The 16,321-nt window shown below is 45.8% G+C and carries 19 protein-coding genes; 16 read left to right on the top strand and 3 right to left on the bottom strand.

Going from position 1 to position 16,321, the window contains the following annotated elements:
• The first annotated feature begins 13 nt into the window (after positions 1–13).
• From THEAE_RS0115885 to trmB, 5 genes are all read left to right on the top strand, one after another.
• Positions 14–589 carry an SCO family protein gene (locus THEAE_RS0115885; protein WP_039944511.1) on the top strand — a complete coding sequence of 192 codons (576 nt, stop codon included), beginning with the start codon at positions 14–16 and terminating at the stop codon, positions 587–589.
• A gap of 239 nt (positions 590–828) precedes the next feature.
• Positions 829–2,178, top strand: coding sequence for a glucose-6-phosphate isomerase (locus THEAE_RS0115875; RefSeq protein WP_028988142.1), 1,350 nt, complete (start codon positions 829–831; stop codon positions 2,176–2,178).
• A gap of 99 nt (positions 2,179–2,277) precedes the next feature.
• A complete protein-coding gene (locus tag THEAE_RS0115870) occupies positions 2,278–3,003 on the top strand; it encodes a pseudouridine synthase (RefSeq protein ID WP_039945367.1) in 726 nt (241 codons plus the stop codon).
• 34 nt (positions 3,004–3,037) lie between these two features.
• Entirely contained in the window at positions 3,038–3,388 is a 351-nt protein-coding gene (locus THEAE_RS0115865; protein WP_005585501.1) for a hypothetical protein, read from the top strand.
• 65 nt (positions 3,389–3,453) lie between these two features.
• Positions 3,454–4,095: a tRNA (guanosine(46)-N7)-methyltransferase TrmB gene (gene trmB, locus THEAE_RS0115860; RefSeq protein WP_028988140.1), complete on the top strand. Its 642-nt coding sequence runs from the start codon at positions 3,454–3,456 to the stop codon at positions 4,093–4,095.
• Positions 4,096–4,124: 29 nt separating this feature from the next.
• Here the strand turns inward: trmB and THEAE_RS0115855 are convergent, their stop codons facing one another.
• On the bottom strand, positions 4,125–4,577 hold the full coding sequence (locus THEAE_RS0115855) for a YhcN/YlaJ family sporulation lipoprotein (RefSeq protein WP_028988139.1): 453 nt from the start codon (positions 4,575–4,577) through the stop codon (positions 4,125–4,127).
• Positions 4,578–4,715: 138 nt separating this feature from the next.
• Between THEAE_RS0115855 and THEAE_RS0115845 the strand changes: the two genes are divergently transcribed.
• The 6 genes from THEAE_RS0115845 to THEAE_RS0115820 all read left to right on the top strand — a co-directional run bounded on the left by THEAE_RS0115845 (position 4,716) and on the right by THEAE_RS0115820 (position 8,041).
• Positions 4,716–4,922: a DUF1657 domain-containing protein gene (locus THEAE_RS0115845; protein WP_028988138.1), complete on the top strand. Its 207-nt coding sequence runs from the start codon at positions 4,716–4,718 to the stop codon at positions 4,920–4,922.
• Positions 4,923–4,933: 11 nt separating this feature from the next.
• Positions 4,934–5,788, top strand: a complete 855-nt coding sequence (locus tag THEAE_RS0115840) for a DUF421 domain-containing protein (protein WP_028988137.1) — start codon at positions 4,934–4,936, stop codon at positions 5,786–5,788.
• Positions 5,789–5,907: 119 nt separating this feature from the next.
• Entirely contained in the window at positions 5,908–6,390 is a 483-nt protein-coding gene (gene spoVAC / locus THEAE_RS0115835; RefSeq protein ID WP_028988136.1) for a stage V sporulation protein AC, read from the top strand.
• A 2-nt stretch (positions 6,391–6,392) separates the two neighbouring features.
• Positions 6,393–7,403 carry a stage V sporulation protein AD gene (spoVAD, locus tag THEAE_RS0115830; RefSeq protein WP_028988135.1) on the top strand — a complete coding sequence of 337 codons (1,011 nt, stop codon included), beginning with the start codon at positions 6,393–6,395 and terminating at the stop codon, positions 7,401–7,403.
• A complete protein-coding gene (spoVAE, locus tag THEAE_RS0115825; RefSeq protein ID WP_028988134.1) occupies positions 7,400–7,750 on the top strand; it encodes a stage V sporulation protein AE in 351 nt (116 codons plus the stop codon). Before spoVAD ends, spoVAE begins: the two co-directional genes overlap by 4 nt.
• A gap of 84 nt (positions 7,751–7,834) precedes the next feature.
• The gene (locus THEAE_RS0115820) at positions 7,835–8,041 is read left to right on the top strand and encodes a DUF1657 domain-containing protein (protein WP_005585510.1); all 207 of its coding nucleotides are present in this window, start codon (positions 7,835–7,837) and stop codon (positions 8,039–8,041) included.
• A gap of 151 nt (positions 8,042–8,192) precedes the next feature.
• On the opposite strand, the gene THEAE_RS0115815 is transcribed toward THEAE_RS0115820, so the two are convergent.
• The gene (locus THEAE_RS0115815) at positions 8,193–8,840 is read right to left on the bottom strand and encodes a L,D-transpeptidase family protein (RefSeq protein ID WP_028988133.1); all 648 of its coding nucleotides are present in this window, start codon (positions 8,838–8,840) and stop codon (positions 8,193–8,195) included.
• A gap of 86 nt (positions 8,841–8,926) precedes the next feature.
• Positions 8,927–9,268 carry an LSm family protein gene (locus THEAE_RS0115810; protein ID WP_028988132.1) on the bottom strand — a complete coding sequence of 114 codons (342 nt, stop codon included), beginning with the start codon at positions 9,266–9,268 and terminating at the stop codon, positions 8,927–8,929.
• A 171-nt stretch (positions 9,269–9,439) separates the two neighbouring features.
• On the opposite strand from THEAE_RS0115810, the gene THEAE_RS0115805 reads away from it, so the two are divergent.
• From THEAE_RS0115805 to THEAE_RS21385, 5 genes are all read left to right on the top strand, one after another.
• On the top strand, positions 9,440–10,549 hold the full coding sequence (locus THEAE_RS0115805; RefSeq protein ID WP_052330078.1) for a site-2 protease family protein: 1,110 nt from the start codon (positions 9,440–9,442) through the stop codon (positions 10,547–10,549).
• Between the two features lie 8 nt (positions 10,550–10,557).
• Positions 10,558–11,991, top strand: a complete 1,434-nt coding sequence (rlmD, locus tag THEAE_RS21390) for a 23S rRNA (uracil(1939)-C(5))-methyltransferase RlmD (RefSeq protein WP_052330076.1) — start codon at positions 10,558–10,560, stop codon at positions 11,989–11,991.
• Between the two features lie 323 nt (positions 11,992–12,314).
• A complete protein-coding gene (locus tag THEAE_RS0115795; RefSeq protein WP_019155151.1) occupies positions 12,315–12,998 on the top strand; it encodes a helix-turn-helix domain-containing protein in 684 nt (227 codons plus the stop codon).
• A gap of 596 nt (positions 12,999–13,594) precedes the next feature.
• Positions 13,595–14,578, top strand: coding sequence for a tRNA dihydrouridine synthase (locus THEAE_RS0115790; RefSeq protein WP_019155150.1), 984 nt, complete (start codon positions 13,595–13,597; stop codon positions 14,576–14,578).
• 731 nt (positions 14,579–15,309) lie between these two features.
• On the top strand, positions 15,310–16,080 hold the full coding sequence (locus THEAE_RS21385; protein ID WP_316245673.1) for a DUF4825 domain-containing protein: 771 nt from the start codon (positions 15,310–15,312) through the stop codon (positions 16,078–16,080).
• Positions 16,081–16,321: the final 241 nt, after the last annotated feature.

The following is a 16,321-nucleotide window of genomic DNA, read 5'->3' as shown; positions in this document are numbered from 1 at the left end:
GTGGTTTTAACTGATGCGTAATCCATTGCTTCGCCTGTTCCTCCTCCTCAGCGCGATGATTTTAATCCTCGTTGGCTGTGGGAAAGATAAGCTTCCTGTTTTAATGCCTGCCCCTGATTTTCATCTGGAAGATGCAGACGGAAAACCTGTTTCATTTTCAGATCAGAATGGAAAGGTCCGCCTCGTTTCCTTTATTTATACCAATTGCACCACGGTATGTCCGGCTACGGTTCACTGGATGGTGAAGCTCCAGGATGAGCTGAAAAAGGAGAACTTGTTCGGAAGCAAGGTCTACCTCTATAACATCACCTTTGATCCGGAGAACGATACCGGCGAAGTGATAAAAGCATATATGAAAAAGTGGAAAATGGACCCCACAGGATGGGCCTTCCTCCGCGGCAGCGTGGAGGATACCGGAAAGGCTGCGGCCGATTTCGGTGTGTTGGTTCAAAAGGTGGAGAACGACTTCATTCATACCGACCGCATCTTTTTAGTCGATGGGAAGGGTGAAGTGAGGAAAACCTATGTGGGAAGTCGGTTAAACCTGCCTGAGGTCCTAAAGGATATGAAGGACTTGGTTAACGAATAGCTTCTCTCCCTCCGAGTGGAAAACGAGCCGGAGGGAAATGAATGGCCATTTAAATCGGAATGGGAAATAAAGGAGAGGTCCAACAGGACTTCTCCTTCTTTCGTGTGGTTTTTTATGCCATTTCCTTAATGTTTCAAAGTGGGATGCGGTTGCTTCATAATTTTTTAGATTTATTCCCTCGTTTTTTGCTATACTTAAAGCGAAAGGGATTTTGAATAGAAAAGGGTGGAGGGATTTTCGTGTCGCATATTTCATTTCAGGATCAACAAGTACGTCCTTTTGTGCGGGAGGAAGAGTTGCGCCAATTGGCGCCGGCGGTTTCTTTTTACCATGATGCACTGCATGAGAAGAAAGGAACGGGCCGCGACTTTTTGGGTTGGGTTACCTTACCCTCTTCTTACGATAAGGAAGAGTTTGCTCGCTTGTTAAAGACCGCGGAGAAAATAAAGGAAGAGGCGGATGCCCTGGTCGTCGTGGGGATTGGGGGATCTTACCTTGGGGCCCGTGCAGCCATCGAGATGTTAAACCATACCTTTTATAACACGGTTGCTGCGCGGCAGAAGAAACCGGAGATTTATTATGCGGGGAATCAGCTAAGCCCTTCGTATATGAAACATCTCCTTGAGGTTCTGGAAGGAAAGAAATTTTATATTAACGTGATCTCCAAATCGGGGACCACAACTGAACCGGCCATTGCTTTCCGCATATTAAAACAGTGGTTAGAAAAACAGGTGGGAAAAGAGGAAGCGGCAAAACGAATCATCGCGACTACCGACCGGGCCAAAGGGGCGTTAAGGACGATGGCCGAACAGGAAGGGTATGAGACCTTTATTATACCGGACGATGTAGGAGGGCGTTACAGCGTTCTCACGCCTGTGGGTCTTCTTCCCATCGCGGTCTCCGGGCTTGATGTGGAGGAGATGTTGGCGGGAGCCCAAGATGCCATGCAGCGTTATGGGAATCGGGATTTAATGGAGAATGAAGCCTACCGTTATGCGGCAACCCGATATGCCCTTTACCAGAAAGGGTATGAGATTGAGCTTTTGGTGAACTATGAACCCCGGCTCCACATGTTTAACGAGTGGTGGAAACAGCTTTATGGAGAGAGTGAAGGGAAGGATCATAAAGGAATTTATCCTGCCGCCGTCGATTTTACCACAGACCTCCATTCGATGGGCCAATATATCCAAGAGGGAAGAAGGCATCTTTTCGAGACCGTTCTTGTGGTACAGGAAAGCGAAGAGGAGGTTCTCATTCCGGAAGAGGAGGAGAATCTGGACGGGCTGAATTACCTGGCGGGGAAAAGCCTGCAATTTGTCAACCATAAGGCATTTGAGGGGACCCTGCTCGCCCATACGGATGGTGGAGTTCCTAACCTGGTCCTTGAGATCCCTCACCTCAAAGAATATACCTTTGGAGAGATGGTTTATTTCTTTGAAAAGGCGTGTGGGATGAGCGGTTACTTGCTGGGTGTAAACCCATTCGACCAGCCGGGCGTGGAGGCCTACAAGAAAAACATGTTTGCTCTCCTGGGAAAACCGGGATATGAAGAGGAGAGGGAGCGCCTTAACAAACGCTTCAACCGGTAATCCTGAGGTAGGTCTGCCATGAAATCCTCTACGGGTTGTTCACTCAGGAGAAGAGGGCGTCTATAAGGGAAAGGATCGGTGAATCGTTTGGCGAAACGGATGCGTCTCGATAAAATGCTTGCCCATCTTGGATTTGGAACCAGAAGCCAATTAAAAAAGCTGGTGAGGGAAGGGGTGGTCATGGTAAACGGAGAAGTGGTTACCGATTCTTCCATCCATGTGGATCCTGAGGAGGACGTGATCCAGGTTTGGGAGGAAGAAGTAAAATATATCCAACATCTCTATCTCATGTTGAATAAGCCGGCAGGTTACATCTCCGCGACCTATGACCCCGTAGATTCAACCGTACTGGATCTGGTTCCTAAGGAGTACGCGCACTTTAATCTCTTTCCCGTCGGAAGGTTGGATAAAGATGCCGTGGGACTTCTCCTGCTTACCAATGACGGAAAGTTGGCTCATCGGCTCACCTCCCCCAGGCATCATGTGCCGAAACGATATTTTGTTCGCGTAGAAGGGCGCGTTACGGAAAGGGAAGCAAGAAAGTTTGCGGAAGGGTTCCGCCTCGATGGAGAGGAAGATATAACCTTGCCGGCCCAGCTTGTGATTTTATCCCAAGGGGACGTATCGGAGGCTGAGGTGACCATAACGGAGGGGAAGTACCATCAAATTAAGCGGATGTTCCAAGCCTGTGGGATGAAAGTTTTGTATCTGAAACGGATTTCGATGGGTCCATTGCGCCTTGATCCCCATCTTGAGGAGGGGGAGATTCGCCCTCTCACCGAGGATGAGATGAACGACCTACGGGAAGCGGCATCAGGGGGATAACGCGATATAATACAGGAGGAGGGAGAGGTTTTTCATGAATGTATCGAAAGCCATGCAGAAATATATCTTGGAGAAAATTGAAGGGGCAAAACTTCAGTTTGAGCGAACCATCGAATGTAAACACACGGAATTTGACGATCTTTATCCCTATATGGGCGATCATCCTCAATTTTTCTGGTATAAGCGGTATGTGGCTTGGACGGAATTAATCACTTATCTTCAGATCGCCCGGGAATTGGAGATCGATTGGGAAGGGCTCTTTACCGACGAACAGCGGGCTTTCCTGGAGAAAAAGGTGCTGGAAGGGAAGGTATTGAACGACTGGTTTGGTTCTCCCCCTCCAGGTTCAGGGGATACTCCGGAGACGATTAAAGATCGTTCGTGAGTGAATCGCATGATCAAGCAAAACCTCTTTATGACCAGACTACGATTTGCCGAGGTGTCATACCGGTGCGATTGCGGAAGAAACAGTGGGCCCTCCCCACTTTAGAAAAATCCCCCTTGGTCGCAACCGATCCCCTTCTCTACCGGGGGCGCTGGTTTTCCTTTTTCGGCAGGGAGGGTCCCCTCCATGTGGAAATTGGGACGGGAAAGGGGAAATTTCTGAACACGTTAGCCTCCCTTCATCCGGAAAACCTTTTTCTAGGCATCGAGATGAAGCCGGAGGCTTTGGTATATGCCGTATTAAAGGCGGAAGAAATCCAGCCCCCTGTAAATATTGGTTTTCTCCTATTAAACGCCGATCGGTTGGAGGAGGTTTTTGAGGAGGGGGAGTTAACTCGCATTTACCTGAATTTCACAGACCCTTGGCCAAAAGCACGCCATGCCAAGCGGAGACTTACCCACCCCCGTTACCTTGAGATGTACAAGAAACTGCTGAAACCGGGCGGGGAGATCCATTTAAAAACCGATCACATCGCGTATTTTCAGTACTCTCTGAAGACCCTGTCCGAAGCGGGCTTTCAGTTGCGCCATGTTACCCTTGATTTGCATCGCTCTTCCTACCGTGAAGAGAATGTGATGACCGAATATGAAGAGAAGTTTTGGCAGCAGGGAGTACCCGTATGCCGGGCCGAGGCTTTCCTTCCTTGAGATTCAACGGCACCTCCTCCCTCTTTCTCTTATCCCTTCATGTCTTTTTCGATCTTTTTTAATTCTTTTTTCTGGTTACAGGACTCCTCTTTACTTCCGGGAGTTCCTTTTTTTTGTAACGTTTCGATCTCCTTATATACCTTCGCATCCGTACTTACATGAATCTCCCCATCCTTATACTTCGCTTCTAGGTCATCGTAAATCTCTTTCCGAATTCCCTTCATGCGCAATCGATTAAAATTGCTCACTTTAACTCCTACAACAATCTTCCGTTTCGTATTCTCCTTCAATACCACCGCCGCCGCATCATCAACCCCCGAGACCTTTTTAGCCAGAGAGATGGCTTCCTTCTCCACTTCCTCTTCCCTGATGTAAAATTGATCGCATTTCAGCTTTTGGGCGGCTTCGATTTTCCCGCCCGGCTTTGGATTGCAACCTGTTAACAGGAGGAGAAGACTCAGGGTTAAGAAGAGAATGCGCATCACAAGGCCTCCTTACGAGAGAAGTTCTTTATCTTTAATTTTTCACATGGAAGGAAGCATTATGGGGAAAAATATTGGAAGGCAAGGATAGATAAGGCAGGGATAGAAGGGAAGGGTAATGAGGAAGGAGGATAAGGCATGACGGTAGGAAGTAATGTGAAGAAGACCTTGGCCACGATCAAAGGGATCGCATCGCAACTGGAACAATATGCGGAACTTACCCGGCATCCTGACGCGAAAAAGGTTTGGCAACAGCAGGTCCCACGAGCGTGGTCGGTCGTGCATCTTCTTGAAAACAGGATTATGAAGTTGGAATTTGAAGAGCCGCAATATAAAGGGTTATAGGGGGAATGGGAATGCCTGTTGCACTTCAAGTGATCGTGAAGTCTTTTTTCCTATTTATCGGCCTGGTCTTTCTCGTCAGGATCTTGGGACGACGCTGGGTTCATGGGAGAACCGGTTGGGAACGGCTAAGCGGGATCGTCTTAGCGTTCCTCATTGCAGGGACCGCAGTGAATCTTTTTTCTCTCCAAGCGGGGATCTTTTCAATCCTCACCTGGTTCTTTCTCCTCCTTCTCACCAATTTTCTCATGGAACGGAGTAAAGCAATCCGGGACCTTCTGGTAGGCAAGGAGGTCGTGGTGGTGCAGCATGGGAAGGTATTGGAGGATCATTTAAAGGAAACAGGGATGACGCCGGAAGACTTCCTCCGTGAGCTTAGAACCAAGCAGATCTTTCAAGTGGCGGATGTGGAATTTGCTGTAATGGAGTCCGATGGGGAGATTAACGTCCTCCTGAAATCGGATAAACGACCCATCACCCCCATCGATTTAGGCGTTCATGCCGAAGCGGCTACGGCTCCCCAAACCGTCCTCCTCGATGGGAAGGTCCTGGATGAAGGGTTGGGGAATTTAGGCTTAAGCAGGGATTGGCTGAAAACGGAGTTAGAGAAGATCGGTGTGCTCCCTGAGAATGTCCTGATCGGACAGGTGGATGCGTCGGGAGATCTTTATGTCGATCTATTTGATGATGCGGTACAGATTCCGGCCCCTTCTACCCGCAGGCTGCTCGAAGCCCAGCTTCAATCCGTAGAGGCGGACCTATTAACCTATGAACTGGAGACAAAGGATCAAAAGGCGAAAGACCTGTATAAACGGGGGAGGGAGGAGATAAAAACCATTCTAAAGGAACTAAAACCATATTTGAAATGAAAGTGAAATAAAATGGACGGAAAGGAAGGGAGTGTTGCCCTCCGAAAACGATGGGGATGGCTGAACCATGGATATTGGATTCCCATGGTGAACAAGATTCAACGGAAAGGAAGAGAAACATGGCGCAGAAAAAGAAGAAGATAACCACGACCCAGGATAAATACCAGAAGTTTGCCAAGGAGAGGGAACCGAAACGTCCCGTATTGGCCAATGTGATCAAAGCCTTTTTGGTAGGGGGAATCATCTCCCTCGTAGGACAGTTTATCTCCCTCTTTTACATGACTTACTTTGACTTTACCGAAAAGACGGTTGGCAATCCGACGGTAAGTACCCTCATCTTGATTTCTGCAATGCTGACGGGGTTTGGTGTATATGATCACATTGGACAGTGGGGGGGAGCGGGAGCGGCTATACCCGTAACCGGTTTTGCCAATACGATCACATCCGCAGCCATAGATTACCGGAGCGAAGGCTATGTATTGGGGGTAGGGGGAAATATGTTTAAAATCGCGGGGCCTGTTATTGTTTTTGGGGTTTTTTCGGCTTTTGTCGTCGCCATCTTGAAAACCTTGTGGCTTATGTTTACCCAAGGGGGAATGTAAGGATGAGGGAGGGAAGAACATGGATCTTTCCGAATCGGCCTGTCCTCCTCGCTTCAGCCGCCGTTGGAGGGCCTTTTGAAGCCCAAGGCCCTTTAGCCCAAGATTTTGATCGCCTTCACGAAGATTTCTGGTTAGGCCAGGATAGCTATGAGAAGGCGGAGAAAAAATTTTTGGAAGAAGCAAGCGAAATTGCCGTCGAAAAAGCGGAAATGAAGAAAGAGGAGATCGACTTTTTCCTAGCCGGGGACTTGATGAATCAGATTGTTACCTCCAGCTTTGCAGCCAGGACGCTCGCGGCGCCTTATTTGGGCCTTTTTGGTGCCTGTTCCACCTCCATGGAGGGGCTTGCCTTAGCGGCACTATTGGTTGATGCCGGCAAGGCGGATTATGTCCTTACAGGGACGGCAAGCCATAACTTGGCGGCGGAACGCCAATTTCGCTACCCCACCGAATATGGCGCCCAGAAACCTCCCACTTCCCAGTGGACCGTTACCGGATCGGGGGTTGGGATCGTGGCGAAAAATGGGGGAAACATCCATATTACTTCCGCCACCATAGGCAGAGTTGTTGATATGGGGATCAAGGATCCCTTTAATATGGGAGCCGCCATGGCACCGGCCGCAGTGGATACCATCACGAATCACCTCAAGGATCTTCGGATAGATCCTGATGATTATGACCTGATTCTGACCGGCGACTTGGGCAGGGTGGGCCATAAAATCTCCCTCGACCTCTTTCAAGAGCATGGAATCCCCATAAAGGAGGAGAAGTATGCCGATTCGGGGATCATGATATATCGGGAAGACCAACCCGTATTTGCGGGAGGGAGCGGTGCCGCCTGCTCTGCCACCGTCTTTTACGGCCATATTTTGAAGGAAATGAGACAGGGAAGGTTGAAGAAGGTTTTAATGGTGGCGACGGGGGCCCTCCTTTCTCCCGTCACCTATCAACAGAAAGAGTCCGTTCCCGGGATCGCCCATGCCGTTGCAGTAGAAAGGATGGATGAGAAATGATCTTTTTCTGGGCTTTCGTCGTAGGGGGGCTTATTTGTGTCGTCGGCCAATTGATGATGGACGTACTCAAACTGACGCCTGCTCATACCACGGCCACATTGGTGGTGCTGGGTGCGATCCTGGATGGTTTTGATCTTTATGAGCCTCTCATCGATTTTGCCGGGGCGGGGGCAACGGTTCCCATCACCAGCTTTGGCAATTCTCTCGTTCACGGTGCCATGGCGGAAGCGGAGAAACATGGGTTGATCGGCGTGGTAACCGGTATGTTCGAGGTAACGAGCGCCGGGATCTCCTCAGCCATCATTTTTGGTTTCCTGGCTGCATTAATCTTCCGTTCGAGAGGATAATGAGGGAAAAGAAGGATGTGATTTCCTCGTGTAAACGAACCGGGTTGGGTCACAATAATGAACGTGAAACGGAGGTGAGTAAAGATGACAGTAGCGACTCAATTACAACAAACCATTGCCAGCATTCAAAGTGCCGCTGCCACCCTGAAAAACTTTTCTCTCCAAACCCAAGATCAACAGGCCAAGCAGCAGTTTCAACAATTAGCCAAGGAGATGGACAATGCCGTCCAATCCTTGCAACAACGCCAGCAATATATCGAAGGACAGGAACCCCAATATCGCCAAAGCTAATCATCCGAAAGCCTCTATCCGAAAAACCGATTCTGAAAACCGATTCTAAAAACCGAAAGCCTTTCTAGATGGTTTCATCCGGAAAGGCTTTCTGCCTTGATTCGTCCCGTTTCATGAGGATTCAACGTTCCCGGAGCTCATTCCTATCCTCTCACTCCACGATCCCAAGGGAGACTAAATCGATGAAATGAATCTGTCCCGTCACGTTGAGTCCGTTTTCTTTCTGGTATCGTTTTACCGCCTGTTCAGTGGCATAATCAAAGATCCCGTGGGGGGGACCGGCGTAATACCCTCCTGCCGAAAGGCGGTTTTGGACCAGTTGGACCAGGGATCCCATCGACCCGCGTACCAAGATCCGATAATTCAACTCTTCTTTTCCAAGTATGGGACCGTCCACGCGCACCGGCGTATTTAGACTCACCCGATCATACAGGTCCTCCACATCCCGGTTACGCATTCGAATGCAGCCATGGCTTACATATCTCCCAATCAGATGGGGCTTGTTTGTCCCGTGAATGCCATAGATGCCGAAAGGGACATTAAGGCCCAACCAGCGGGAACCGAATCCGCTCCCCCACTCCGCCGATTTCTGAACGATACGGAAATCTCCGATCGGGGTGGGTGTGTCGGAAGTACCTGCGGAAATAGGGTATCTCTTGATCACGGTTCCGTCCCTCATTAGAAGGAGTTCCTTTTTCCAAAGATTCACATAGATCTCCATCTTGGAGGGTTCCGGGGGAACCCATGTTTCTTCCGCGGGGAAAAATATGAGGAGAAAAAGCAGAAAAAAACGCCGCATGGTCCTATCCCTCGTTTTAAAATGTGTCACTTCTATACATTTACTATCTTTTATAAAAGGGAGGCGGCCTATGCGGCGTTTTTAGATTACCACCATAATAAGGAAAGAACGAGCAATACATAAAGAGGCAAGGCAATAAATGCGCCGGACCAAGGCGCAAAAGGACGCACCCCTGCCAAGGGGTACCCCAGAAATGCGGCTGTCTCCACATCAACTTGCTGTTCATGGGTTTCTCCTCCTAAGGGGAGAATATCCGGATGATCCTCGCGATTTTTCATAGGAGCAAGATAACCGGATGGGAAGGGACGGAGAATTAAATGGGTGGGGGTTACATGGTGAACCAATCCCATATAACGTCGTCCATCCGAGGTGACGGCGATGACAGGCTTTCCAACATAATTCATCGCATGAGCGTAAGCGAAGGCCAAAGCTTTCACTTCCTTTCTCGCAGGGTACTACATCATATGGCACGAAGGAGAGAATCGATGTCCGCAGAAGCGCATTTTCTTGATCGTATGAAAAATAGTTGAGGCAAAGCGGTTTGAAATGGTCTAAAATAGAGGGAGGTTAGAGTATCACGACGTAGGAAGGAGAGCAGTATGGGCATCTCAGGTGAAGGTGAGAAAACGGGAAGGATATTTAAGTCATGGGGAAAGTGGGGGGGTGTCCTTGCCTTTTTATCCTTTTTAGGATCGAAATTAAAACTTCTTCTCCCATTTCTAAAGCTGGGCCAGGCGGGCGGTACCCTCTGGAGCATGCTCCTGATGATTTGGGCTTATACGCTCATCTACCCGCTGGAGTTCTCTATCGGGGTGGTCCTCATGATTTTTCTTCACGAAATGGGGCATGTTTGGGCTGCTCATATGAAAAAAGTGCCTGTTTCCGCTCCGGCTTTTATCCCTTTTCTCGGGGCATTGATTACCCTAAAAAAACAGCCGCAGAATGCCGCTACGGAGGCCTTCATCGCCCTGGGCGGACCATTATTGGGCAGCATCGGAGCTTTCATTGTATTGTTGTTGGCCCTAGGAATCAATCACCCTCCCTTTTATCTCATCGCATTGGTCGGTTTTTCCATCAATCTCATCAATCTCTTGCCGATTCACCCCCTCGATGGGGGACGAATCGTTGTCGCCATTTCCAGGTGGCTCTGGCTTCTGGGGTTAATCGGAGGTTTAGGCGTCATCCTCTATCTTCGTTCTTTTCTCTTCTTATTCATTTGGATTCTCTTTGCATGGCAATTATTTCATTCTTATATCGGCAAGAATAAGAGCAATGAACGGAGAGCCGTAGAGTACCTGAAAATAAACCGTCAGGTTTTCGAAGAGAGGATTCTCCTCATGCCGGGGACCGAGCATGAACGGGTCTTAGATTTTTCCCATTACTCCTCTTTAGAGGATCGGAGCGAGAAGGTAGAAATCTTTTATCCGGGGGCTGGCTCACTCGGAGAGATCTCTTTTCCCCATGGGGAAATTGTTGAAGTGAAAATGAAGGGGATCAAGCAGGCAAATGAGGAAGCCCTATATATTCCGTTAATGATCCGGTATATTCCGAATGAGGATTCTTACTTCCTCAAGAAACCGGAATATTATAAGGTGCCGGCATTACAACGCCTTTTTTACGGGATCAGTTACTTTGGTTTGGCCGGAGCCCTAGGATGGCTGATTTATTTGACGTATCAATGGAGCCCGCCCATTTCATTTCTTGATTAAACGAATCTATGCACAAGGAGGGATTTCCCCTGGCAAGAGGGAAGGAGAGTCTCACCCAGTTTAAAGAAGGGGAGATCTTAACGGTGCCCGTTAAGAGAATCGGGATTAACGGAGAAGGCATCGGATACGACAGGCGACAGGTTCTCTTTATTCCGGGAGCCCTTCCCAACGAGTTGGTGAAGGTGAAGGTAACCAAGGTGGAGAGGCGGTTCGCCCATGCGGAACTTCTTCAGGTGATCAAACCCTCTCCGGAAAGGCGCACGCCACCATGTCCCATTTCTGCGGAATGTGGAGGCTGTCAGCTTCAGCATCTTTCCTATCCGGCCCAATTAAAGGCAAAGGAGGATCAGGTGCGTGAAGCTTTTGTCCGGTACACTTCATTGAAGCATCCTCCCATTCGGCCGATCATCGGCATGGAAGAGCCGTGGGGATATCGGAATAAGGGACAGCTGCAGGTGGGCATGGCGAAGGGGAAAGTGATCGCCGGTCTATATGCGGCGGGTTCCCATCGGTTGGTGGACCTCTCCGATTGCCCGATCCAACATCCAAAGGTAAATGAAGCCATCCGTAAGGCGAAGGAAGTGATCACGGAGTGGCGCTTGCCCATTTATGATGAAAGGAAGAATAAGGGATTGATCCGCACCTTGGTGGCGAGGGTGAGCTTTGCCACGGGAGAGATCCAGCTCACCCTGGTCGCCACAGAACCCAGGCTCCCCCATGAGGAGGAAGTGGTCGAAGAATTAAGACGGCGGATTCCCCACCTGGCGAGCATAAGTCTCAACGTAAATCCGGGGAAGACCTCCCTTGTCTTTGGCCCCACCACCCTTCTCCTCTGGGGAAAGGAGAAGATGATGGAGAGATTGGGGGAGGTGGAGTACCGTCTCTCCCCCAGGGCGTTCTTTCAGCTAAATCCGGTGCAGACGGTGAAGCTTTACCGGGTGGTGGCGGAGGCTGCCTCCCTTACGGGTTCGGAACGGGTGATCGACGCTTATTCCGGCGTAGGGAGCATCGCCCTCTGGCTCGCCCCGGATGCGAAGGAGATCCGAGGGATCGAAGAGGTTCCTGAGGCGGTGGCGGATGCCCGGGAGAACGCGAAAGTAGCCGGATTTTCCCATGTTCATTTTACGGCGGGCAGGGCAGAGGAGATCATGCCCCGCTGGGTGAAGGAGGGCTTTCGCCCCGATGTGGTGGTGGTGGATCCGCCCCGCACCGGAATGGGACAGGGAATGATGGATGCCATCGTTAGGGTACGCCCTGCACGCCTCGTCTATGTTTCCTGCAATCCCTCCACACTGGCGAAGAACACCGCCTATCTCATGGAGAAGGGCTACGAGGTGAAGTGGATCCAGCCGGTCGATATGTTCCCGCAGACGGCGCATGTGGAGTGCGTTGCCTTGATGTCAAGGGTAAAAGGGATGACCAACAAAAATTGCCTGAAGTAAAGACTTTTCGGAAGTCTGAGCGTAAGCGCCGCAGGAGGAGGCTTGCTTTGAACGTGAGAATCGAACTATCACTCTAAGAAAACTTATCTACACTTTTCTTCGGAGGGTTTGAGTAGCCGATTGGGATGTTTTTGCGTTAGGATTGAGTTAGTGATTTGGATAACATCGAGCTCGGGCTGTGATTTAGATGTCTGAGCAGAAAATAGAGAAATATAGCAATTAGACAAGGTTGTCTATAGGCATTAACAGGGCATTTCTCGCTTTGTGTCGTGTTAAAAAATGCCTGCTGGTAGTAATCTGGCAGAGAAAAGGAGGTCATCCATATGGATCAAATCAAAATCGGAGTGTTCCTAAAAGAGCTTCGAAAAGAAAAAGATTTGACGCAGGAGCAATTGGCTGAAAAGCTGAATGTCTCTGGCAGAACAGTATCAAGATGGGAGACCGGCAGGAATATGCCAGATATAGGTCTGCTCATCGAGATAGCAGATTTTTATGATGTTAGTATTCCTGAGATTGTCAATGGAGAAAGGAAAAGCGAGAATATGAATCAAGAGACAAGAGATACTGCTATTAAAATGGCAGAATATGGACAAAACGAGATAAAGTACGGAAAACAAAAAGTGATTAGTTATCTGATGTCATTATTCGGTATATTCATCATTATTTCGGCCTTAGCGATATTCCCCAATGATAGCAGCTGGGGAAGTATTTATTCAATTATCGGAAGTATCATTTTAATAATTGGAGCTTACTTCATGATTAAATCTGTATTCGTAAAGAGAAGCTTACGTATATTGAGTGTTGTCGGATGTGCCATTCTATTATTTGCAATTTTTACTATTTCAGATTATCTTGCAGTCACTCAATTCAACCAGGTGCCCAGATTTAGTTATGAGAAATCATACAGTTCACTGAATCCAGATGAAATTGTTCATAAGACTTTATTTTTTAAAGCTGTTCAGAAAAATCCCGGAACGGAGTATGAACGAATTGAAATTGTAAAATAAGTTCAAAAAAAGATAAATCCCAGTTTGTATTAGACAAACCAAGGCTCCTCAACTACCATTATGGCGGCGAGGAGCCTTTTTATGCTTCGATTTTTGTATGGGAGACTTTAATATAAAGAAAAATTAAAGTAAAATACACACGAATTGATACTTCAAATATCATATACATAAAAGCAGTTGATATCGTAAAAAGTCTATACTATCTGCTTTTTCGTTTGTGAAAATACCATTCAGGACTGATTTTCGTTAAAATATACATGGCGATTTTCATAAATGATCCATATTCAAATATACTAGTGTATGATAGTAAGTTAGGAAACATGATGTTAGTGTAAAAAAAGCGGTTTTATCCCGCATTAATGGGTTGTAATGCTTCTACCTCAAAATTTAGCGAAAGCAAAGAAGTTAGGAAAGGAATCAATTGCCCATAAAAACCCAATTGGTTCAGGCTAATAAGATGTTGGTTCTTCAGGTGTCATAGGACATGGCGCCTTTAACCTGAGTTTCTCTAGTTCGGTGGAGGATGAAGAAACCCCAGTGATTAAAAGTTTCACTTTATATTTTTGACTGACAGATAGTTTAAAGTTGTATCAGTAATGAGAGGATTTGAGTTTGCAATGATTGATAATTTTTGGCGTGATTTACCACGACCATTTTTTATACTTGCGCCAATGGAAGATGTGACGGATGTTGTTTTTCGCCATGTAGTAAGTAAAGCAGGTCGACCGGATGTATTTTTTACAGAGTTTACAAACTCGGATAGCTATTGTCATCCTGAGGGAAAGAACAGTGTTCGGGGTCGTTTGTTGTTTACAGAAGATGAACAGCCAATGGTGGCACATATTTGGGGAGATAAGCCCGAATATTTCCGACAAATGAGTATTGGGATGAAAGAGCTAGGATTTAAAGGCCTTGATATTAATATGGGCTGCCCTGTACCGAATGTGGTATCGAGAGGGAAAGGTAGTGGACTTATTCTGCGTCCAGAAGTCGCAGCAGAACTTATTGAAGCAGCAAAAGCGGGTGGACTGCCTGTCAGTGTGAAAACACGACTTGGCTATTCGGATGTAAATGAATGGGAGGAGTGGCTAACGCATATTTTAAAACAGGATATCGCAAATCTTTCTATTCATTTACGTACAAGAAAGGAAATGAGCAAAGTAGAGGCACACTGGGAGCTGATTCCAGAAATCAAGAAATTACGTGATCGTGTGGCACCGAATACGCTACTAACCATCAACGGGGACATTCCTGATCGTGAAACAGGACTGAAACTTGTTCGTCAATATGGTGTGGATGGGGTTATGATTGGGCGCGGAATTTTTAAAAACCCATTTGCCTTTGAAAAAGAGCCGAAAGAGCATAGTAGTATGGAGTATCTCAATCTTCTAAGATATCATCTTGATCTTTATGACTACTATTTAGAAAAACTGCCACGTCCAATTACTGGGCTCCATCGTTTTTTCAAAATATATGTCAAAGGATTTCCTGGAGCAAGCATGTTAAGAAATCAATTGATGAACACAAAGTCAACGGATGAAGTACGTCAATTACTTGATCATTTTGAAAAAAAGTGTTGACAGGACAGGGACAGTAGAATGAGGTAATGCATAAAAATTAGAGGGAAAATGAATCCTATCAACTCATGTGTATTTATAATTTTACTATTAAATCGAAAAGGTAAAGTTAATTGATTCATGTTAAGAATCCTTCATTCCATATGATTAGGTAGAAAAATTCATTTTATCAGAAATAATCTTTATTTTATTTTGAAAAATGAAAAGCCAGTGAAATTTTACGACGAGTAAAACCTCACTGGCTTTTTTAATGTTTTAAAGGAGGGTTTTGTCCTAGCTGCAATTAAATTTTTTCATATTTAAAGAATATTAATTTATTGGTTTGTTTGTATTCTGTGGTTTTAACATAACTTAGCTTTTCGTAGAAATGGTGATTACGATAACTTAGATAAGGCGCATGCAAAGTAAATAATTCACTTTAATGCAAACTGTTTCAATGTACTTTATAGCTTATGAGTCTAAGCCGGAATTTTGTACATTTTAATTGAGAAACAATTCATCTTATTAAAATAGATTATCACAGGTTAATGGAGCAACAGATGAGTTGCTTCAAATTTTATTTGCATGTCACTAAATAATGATTTTAACGTTCAAAGAATAAAACGATACCTTGTAATAGCTTGGGATAAAGCCGATTATAGTGCTTACCAATCTGACATTTGCCATAATCTCTATGAAAAGCTATTAGAAATTGATACTATTGCTATAGGGGTAGATGTAATAGTTACTTTAAGATATTAGCCTTCTTAATATTACATTGGCTTAATTCTCTTGTATGGCTTTCATTTTTTTTAATGAGTAAGGATATGGAACTTTTCTGTGATGAAAGCGTATTAAAAGTATGCATGAAAACACAAAAAACTTATGTTAATCCATTGCTGTTGCTTGCTATCGGAAAGCGTATTTTAAGAGGAACTTCTCTAGCTTTTGACAAGGGAAATGTAAAGGGGAGGATTAAAAACGTGTTAAATTATAGAAAGCCAAAATTTTGGGTGATTGCTGTTACTTTAGTTGCAATTGTAGTACTTGTGGTTGCTCTAGTTACCAATTTAATTACAACTAAATCAGGTGATGACCCTCTTGTTTCTCAGTTTTTAAAAAATAAAACCGAGTATGTAGGCAATAACTCAAAAGTTGGAGGTATCATCTTTTTATTAACGTTCCCTAAAAACATCGATTACGATTACTTTGAGCTTTCTACTGATAGTGAGCCTTTTGCAATAACTGTAAATTTACAAACGGATACAGAGACTAGAAATTTTTATAGTGATGAAGCAAATCAACAACAGTTTGAAGTTAATGCTATCATTATGTTTGCCTTGATTGGAAACGTAGAATATATCAATTTTAACCTAAATGACGGGCTAACCTCCTATAATATGCAGTACACACGAGAATGGGCAAATGATCAATATGGAAAAGATGTGCGTGATTTTGCCATAAGCGAAGAAGAATTTAGTAAGCTGATTAAGGGTACATCTTATAATGGAAAATATAGAGATTAAAATGATATAGCACAACTTGTGGAAGAAAATCTTGCTATTATAATGTTGCAAAATTCGAATCAAGACATCTACACTTGGATTTTATAGTCCACTCTTATAGTAGTGATGTAAAATCGCGCCGAGCTTTTATAAATAGAATTTCATTTTTAAATCTTTTGCGCAGGAGTGTATCTGACGGTCATCTTGATTTTTGAGAGAGGTTATGAATGTTCTTGTTAATTCATTATTGGAAGTTGTGGCA

Source organism: Thermicanus aegyptius DSM 12793 (assembly GCF_000510645.1).
Taxonomy (GTDB): domain Bacteria; phylum Bacillota; class Bacilli; order Thermicanales; family Thermicanaceae; genus Thermicanus; species Thermicanus aegyptius.
This window is presented reverse-complemented; position numbering and strand designations above follow the sequence as displayed.

Excerpts from the sequence above, each read along its gene's own strand:
- THEAE_RS0115885 (WP_039944511.1), top strand. The coding sequence starts at position 14 with ATGCGTAATCCATTGCTTCGCCTGTTCCTCCTCCTCAGCGCGATGATT.
- THEAE_RS0115870 (WP_039945367.1), top strand. The coding sequence starts at position 2,278 with ATGCGTCTCGATAAAATGCTTGCCCATCTTGGATTTGGAACCAGAAGC.
- THEAE_RS0115865 (WP_005585501.1), top strand. The coding sequence starts at position 3,038 with ATGAATGTATCGAAAGCCATGCAGAAATATATCTTGGAGAAAATTGAA.
- THEAE_RS0115855 (WP_028988139.1), bottom strand. The coding sequence starts at position 4,577 with ATGCGCATTCTCTTCTTAACCCTGAGTCTTCTCCTCCTGTTAACAGGT.
- THEAE_RS0115845 (WP_028988138.1), top strand. The coding sequence starts at position 4,716 with ATGACGGTAGGAAGTAATGTGAAGAAGACCTTGGCCACGATCAAAGGG.
- THEAE_RS0115840 (WP_028988137.1), top strand. The coding sequence starts at position 4,934 with ATGCCTGTTGCACTTCAAGTGATCGTGAAGTCTTTTTTCCTATTTATC.
- spoVAC (WP_028988136.1), top strand. The coding sequence starts at position 5,908 with ATGGCGCAGAAAAAGAAGAAGATAACCACGACCCAGGATAAATACCAG.
- spoVAD (WP_028988135.1), top strand. The coding sequence starts at position 6,393 with ATGAGGGAGGGAAGAACATGGATCTTTCCGAATCGGCCTGTCCTCCTC.
- spoVAE (WP_028988134.1), top strand. The coding sequence starts at position 7,400 with ATGATCTTTTTCTGGGCTTTCGTCGTAGGGGGGCTTATTTGTGTCGTC.
- THEAE_RS0115820 (WP_005585510.1), top strand. The coding sequence starts at position 7,835 with ATGACAGTAGCGACTCAATTACAACAAACCATTGCCAGCATTCAAAGT.
- THEAE_RS0115815 (WP_028988133.1), bottom strand. The coding sequence starts at position 8,840 with ATGCGGCGTTTTTTTCTGCTTTTTCTCCTCATATTTTTCCCCGCGGAA.
- THEAE_RS0115805 (WP_052330078.1), top strand. The coding sequence starts at position 9,440 with ATGGGCATCTCAGGTGAAGGTGAGAAAACGGGAAGGATATTTAAGTCA.
- rlmD (WP_052330076.1), top strand. The coding sequence starts at position 10,558 with ATGCACAAGGAGGGATTTCCCCTGGCAAGAGGGAAGGAGAGTCTCACC.
- THEAE_RS0115795 (WP_019155151.1), top strand. The coding sequence starts at position 12,315 with ATGGATCAAATCAAAATCGGAGTGTTCCTAAAAGAGCTTCGAAAAGAA.
- THEAE_RS0115790 (WP_019155150.1), top strand. The coding sequence starts at position 13,595 with ATGAGAGGATTTGAGTTTGCAATGATTGATAATTTTTGGCGTGATTTA.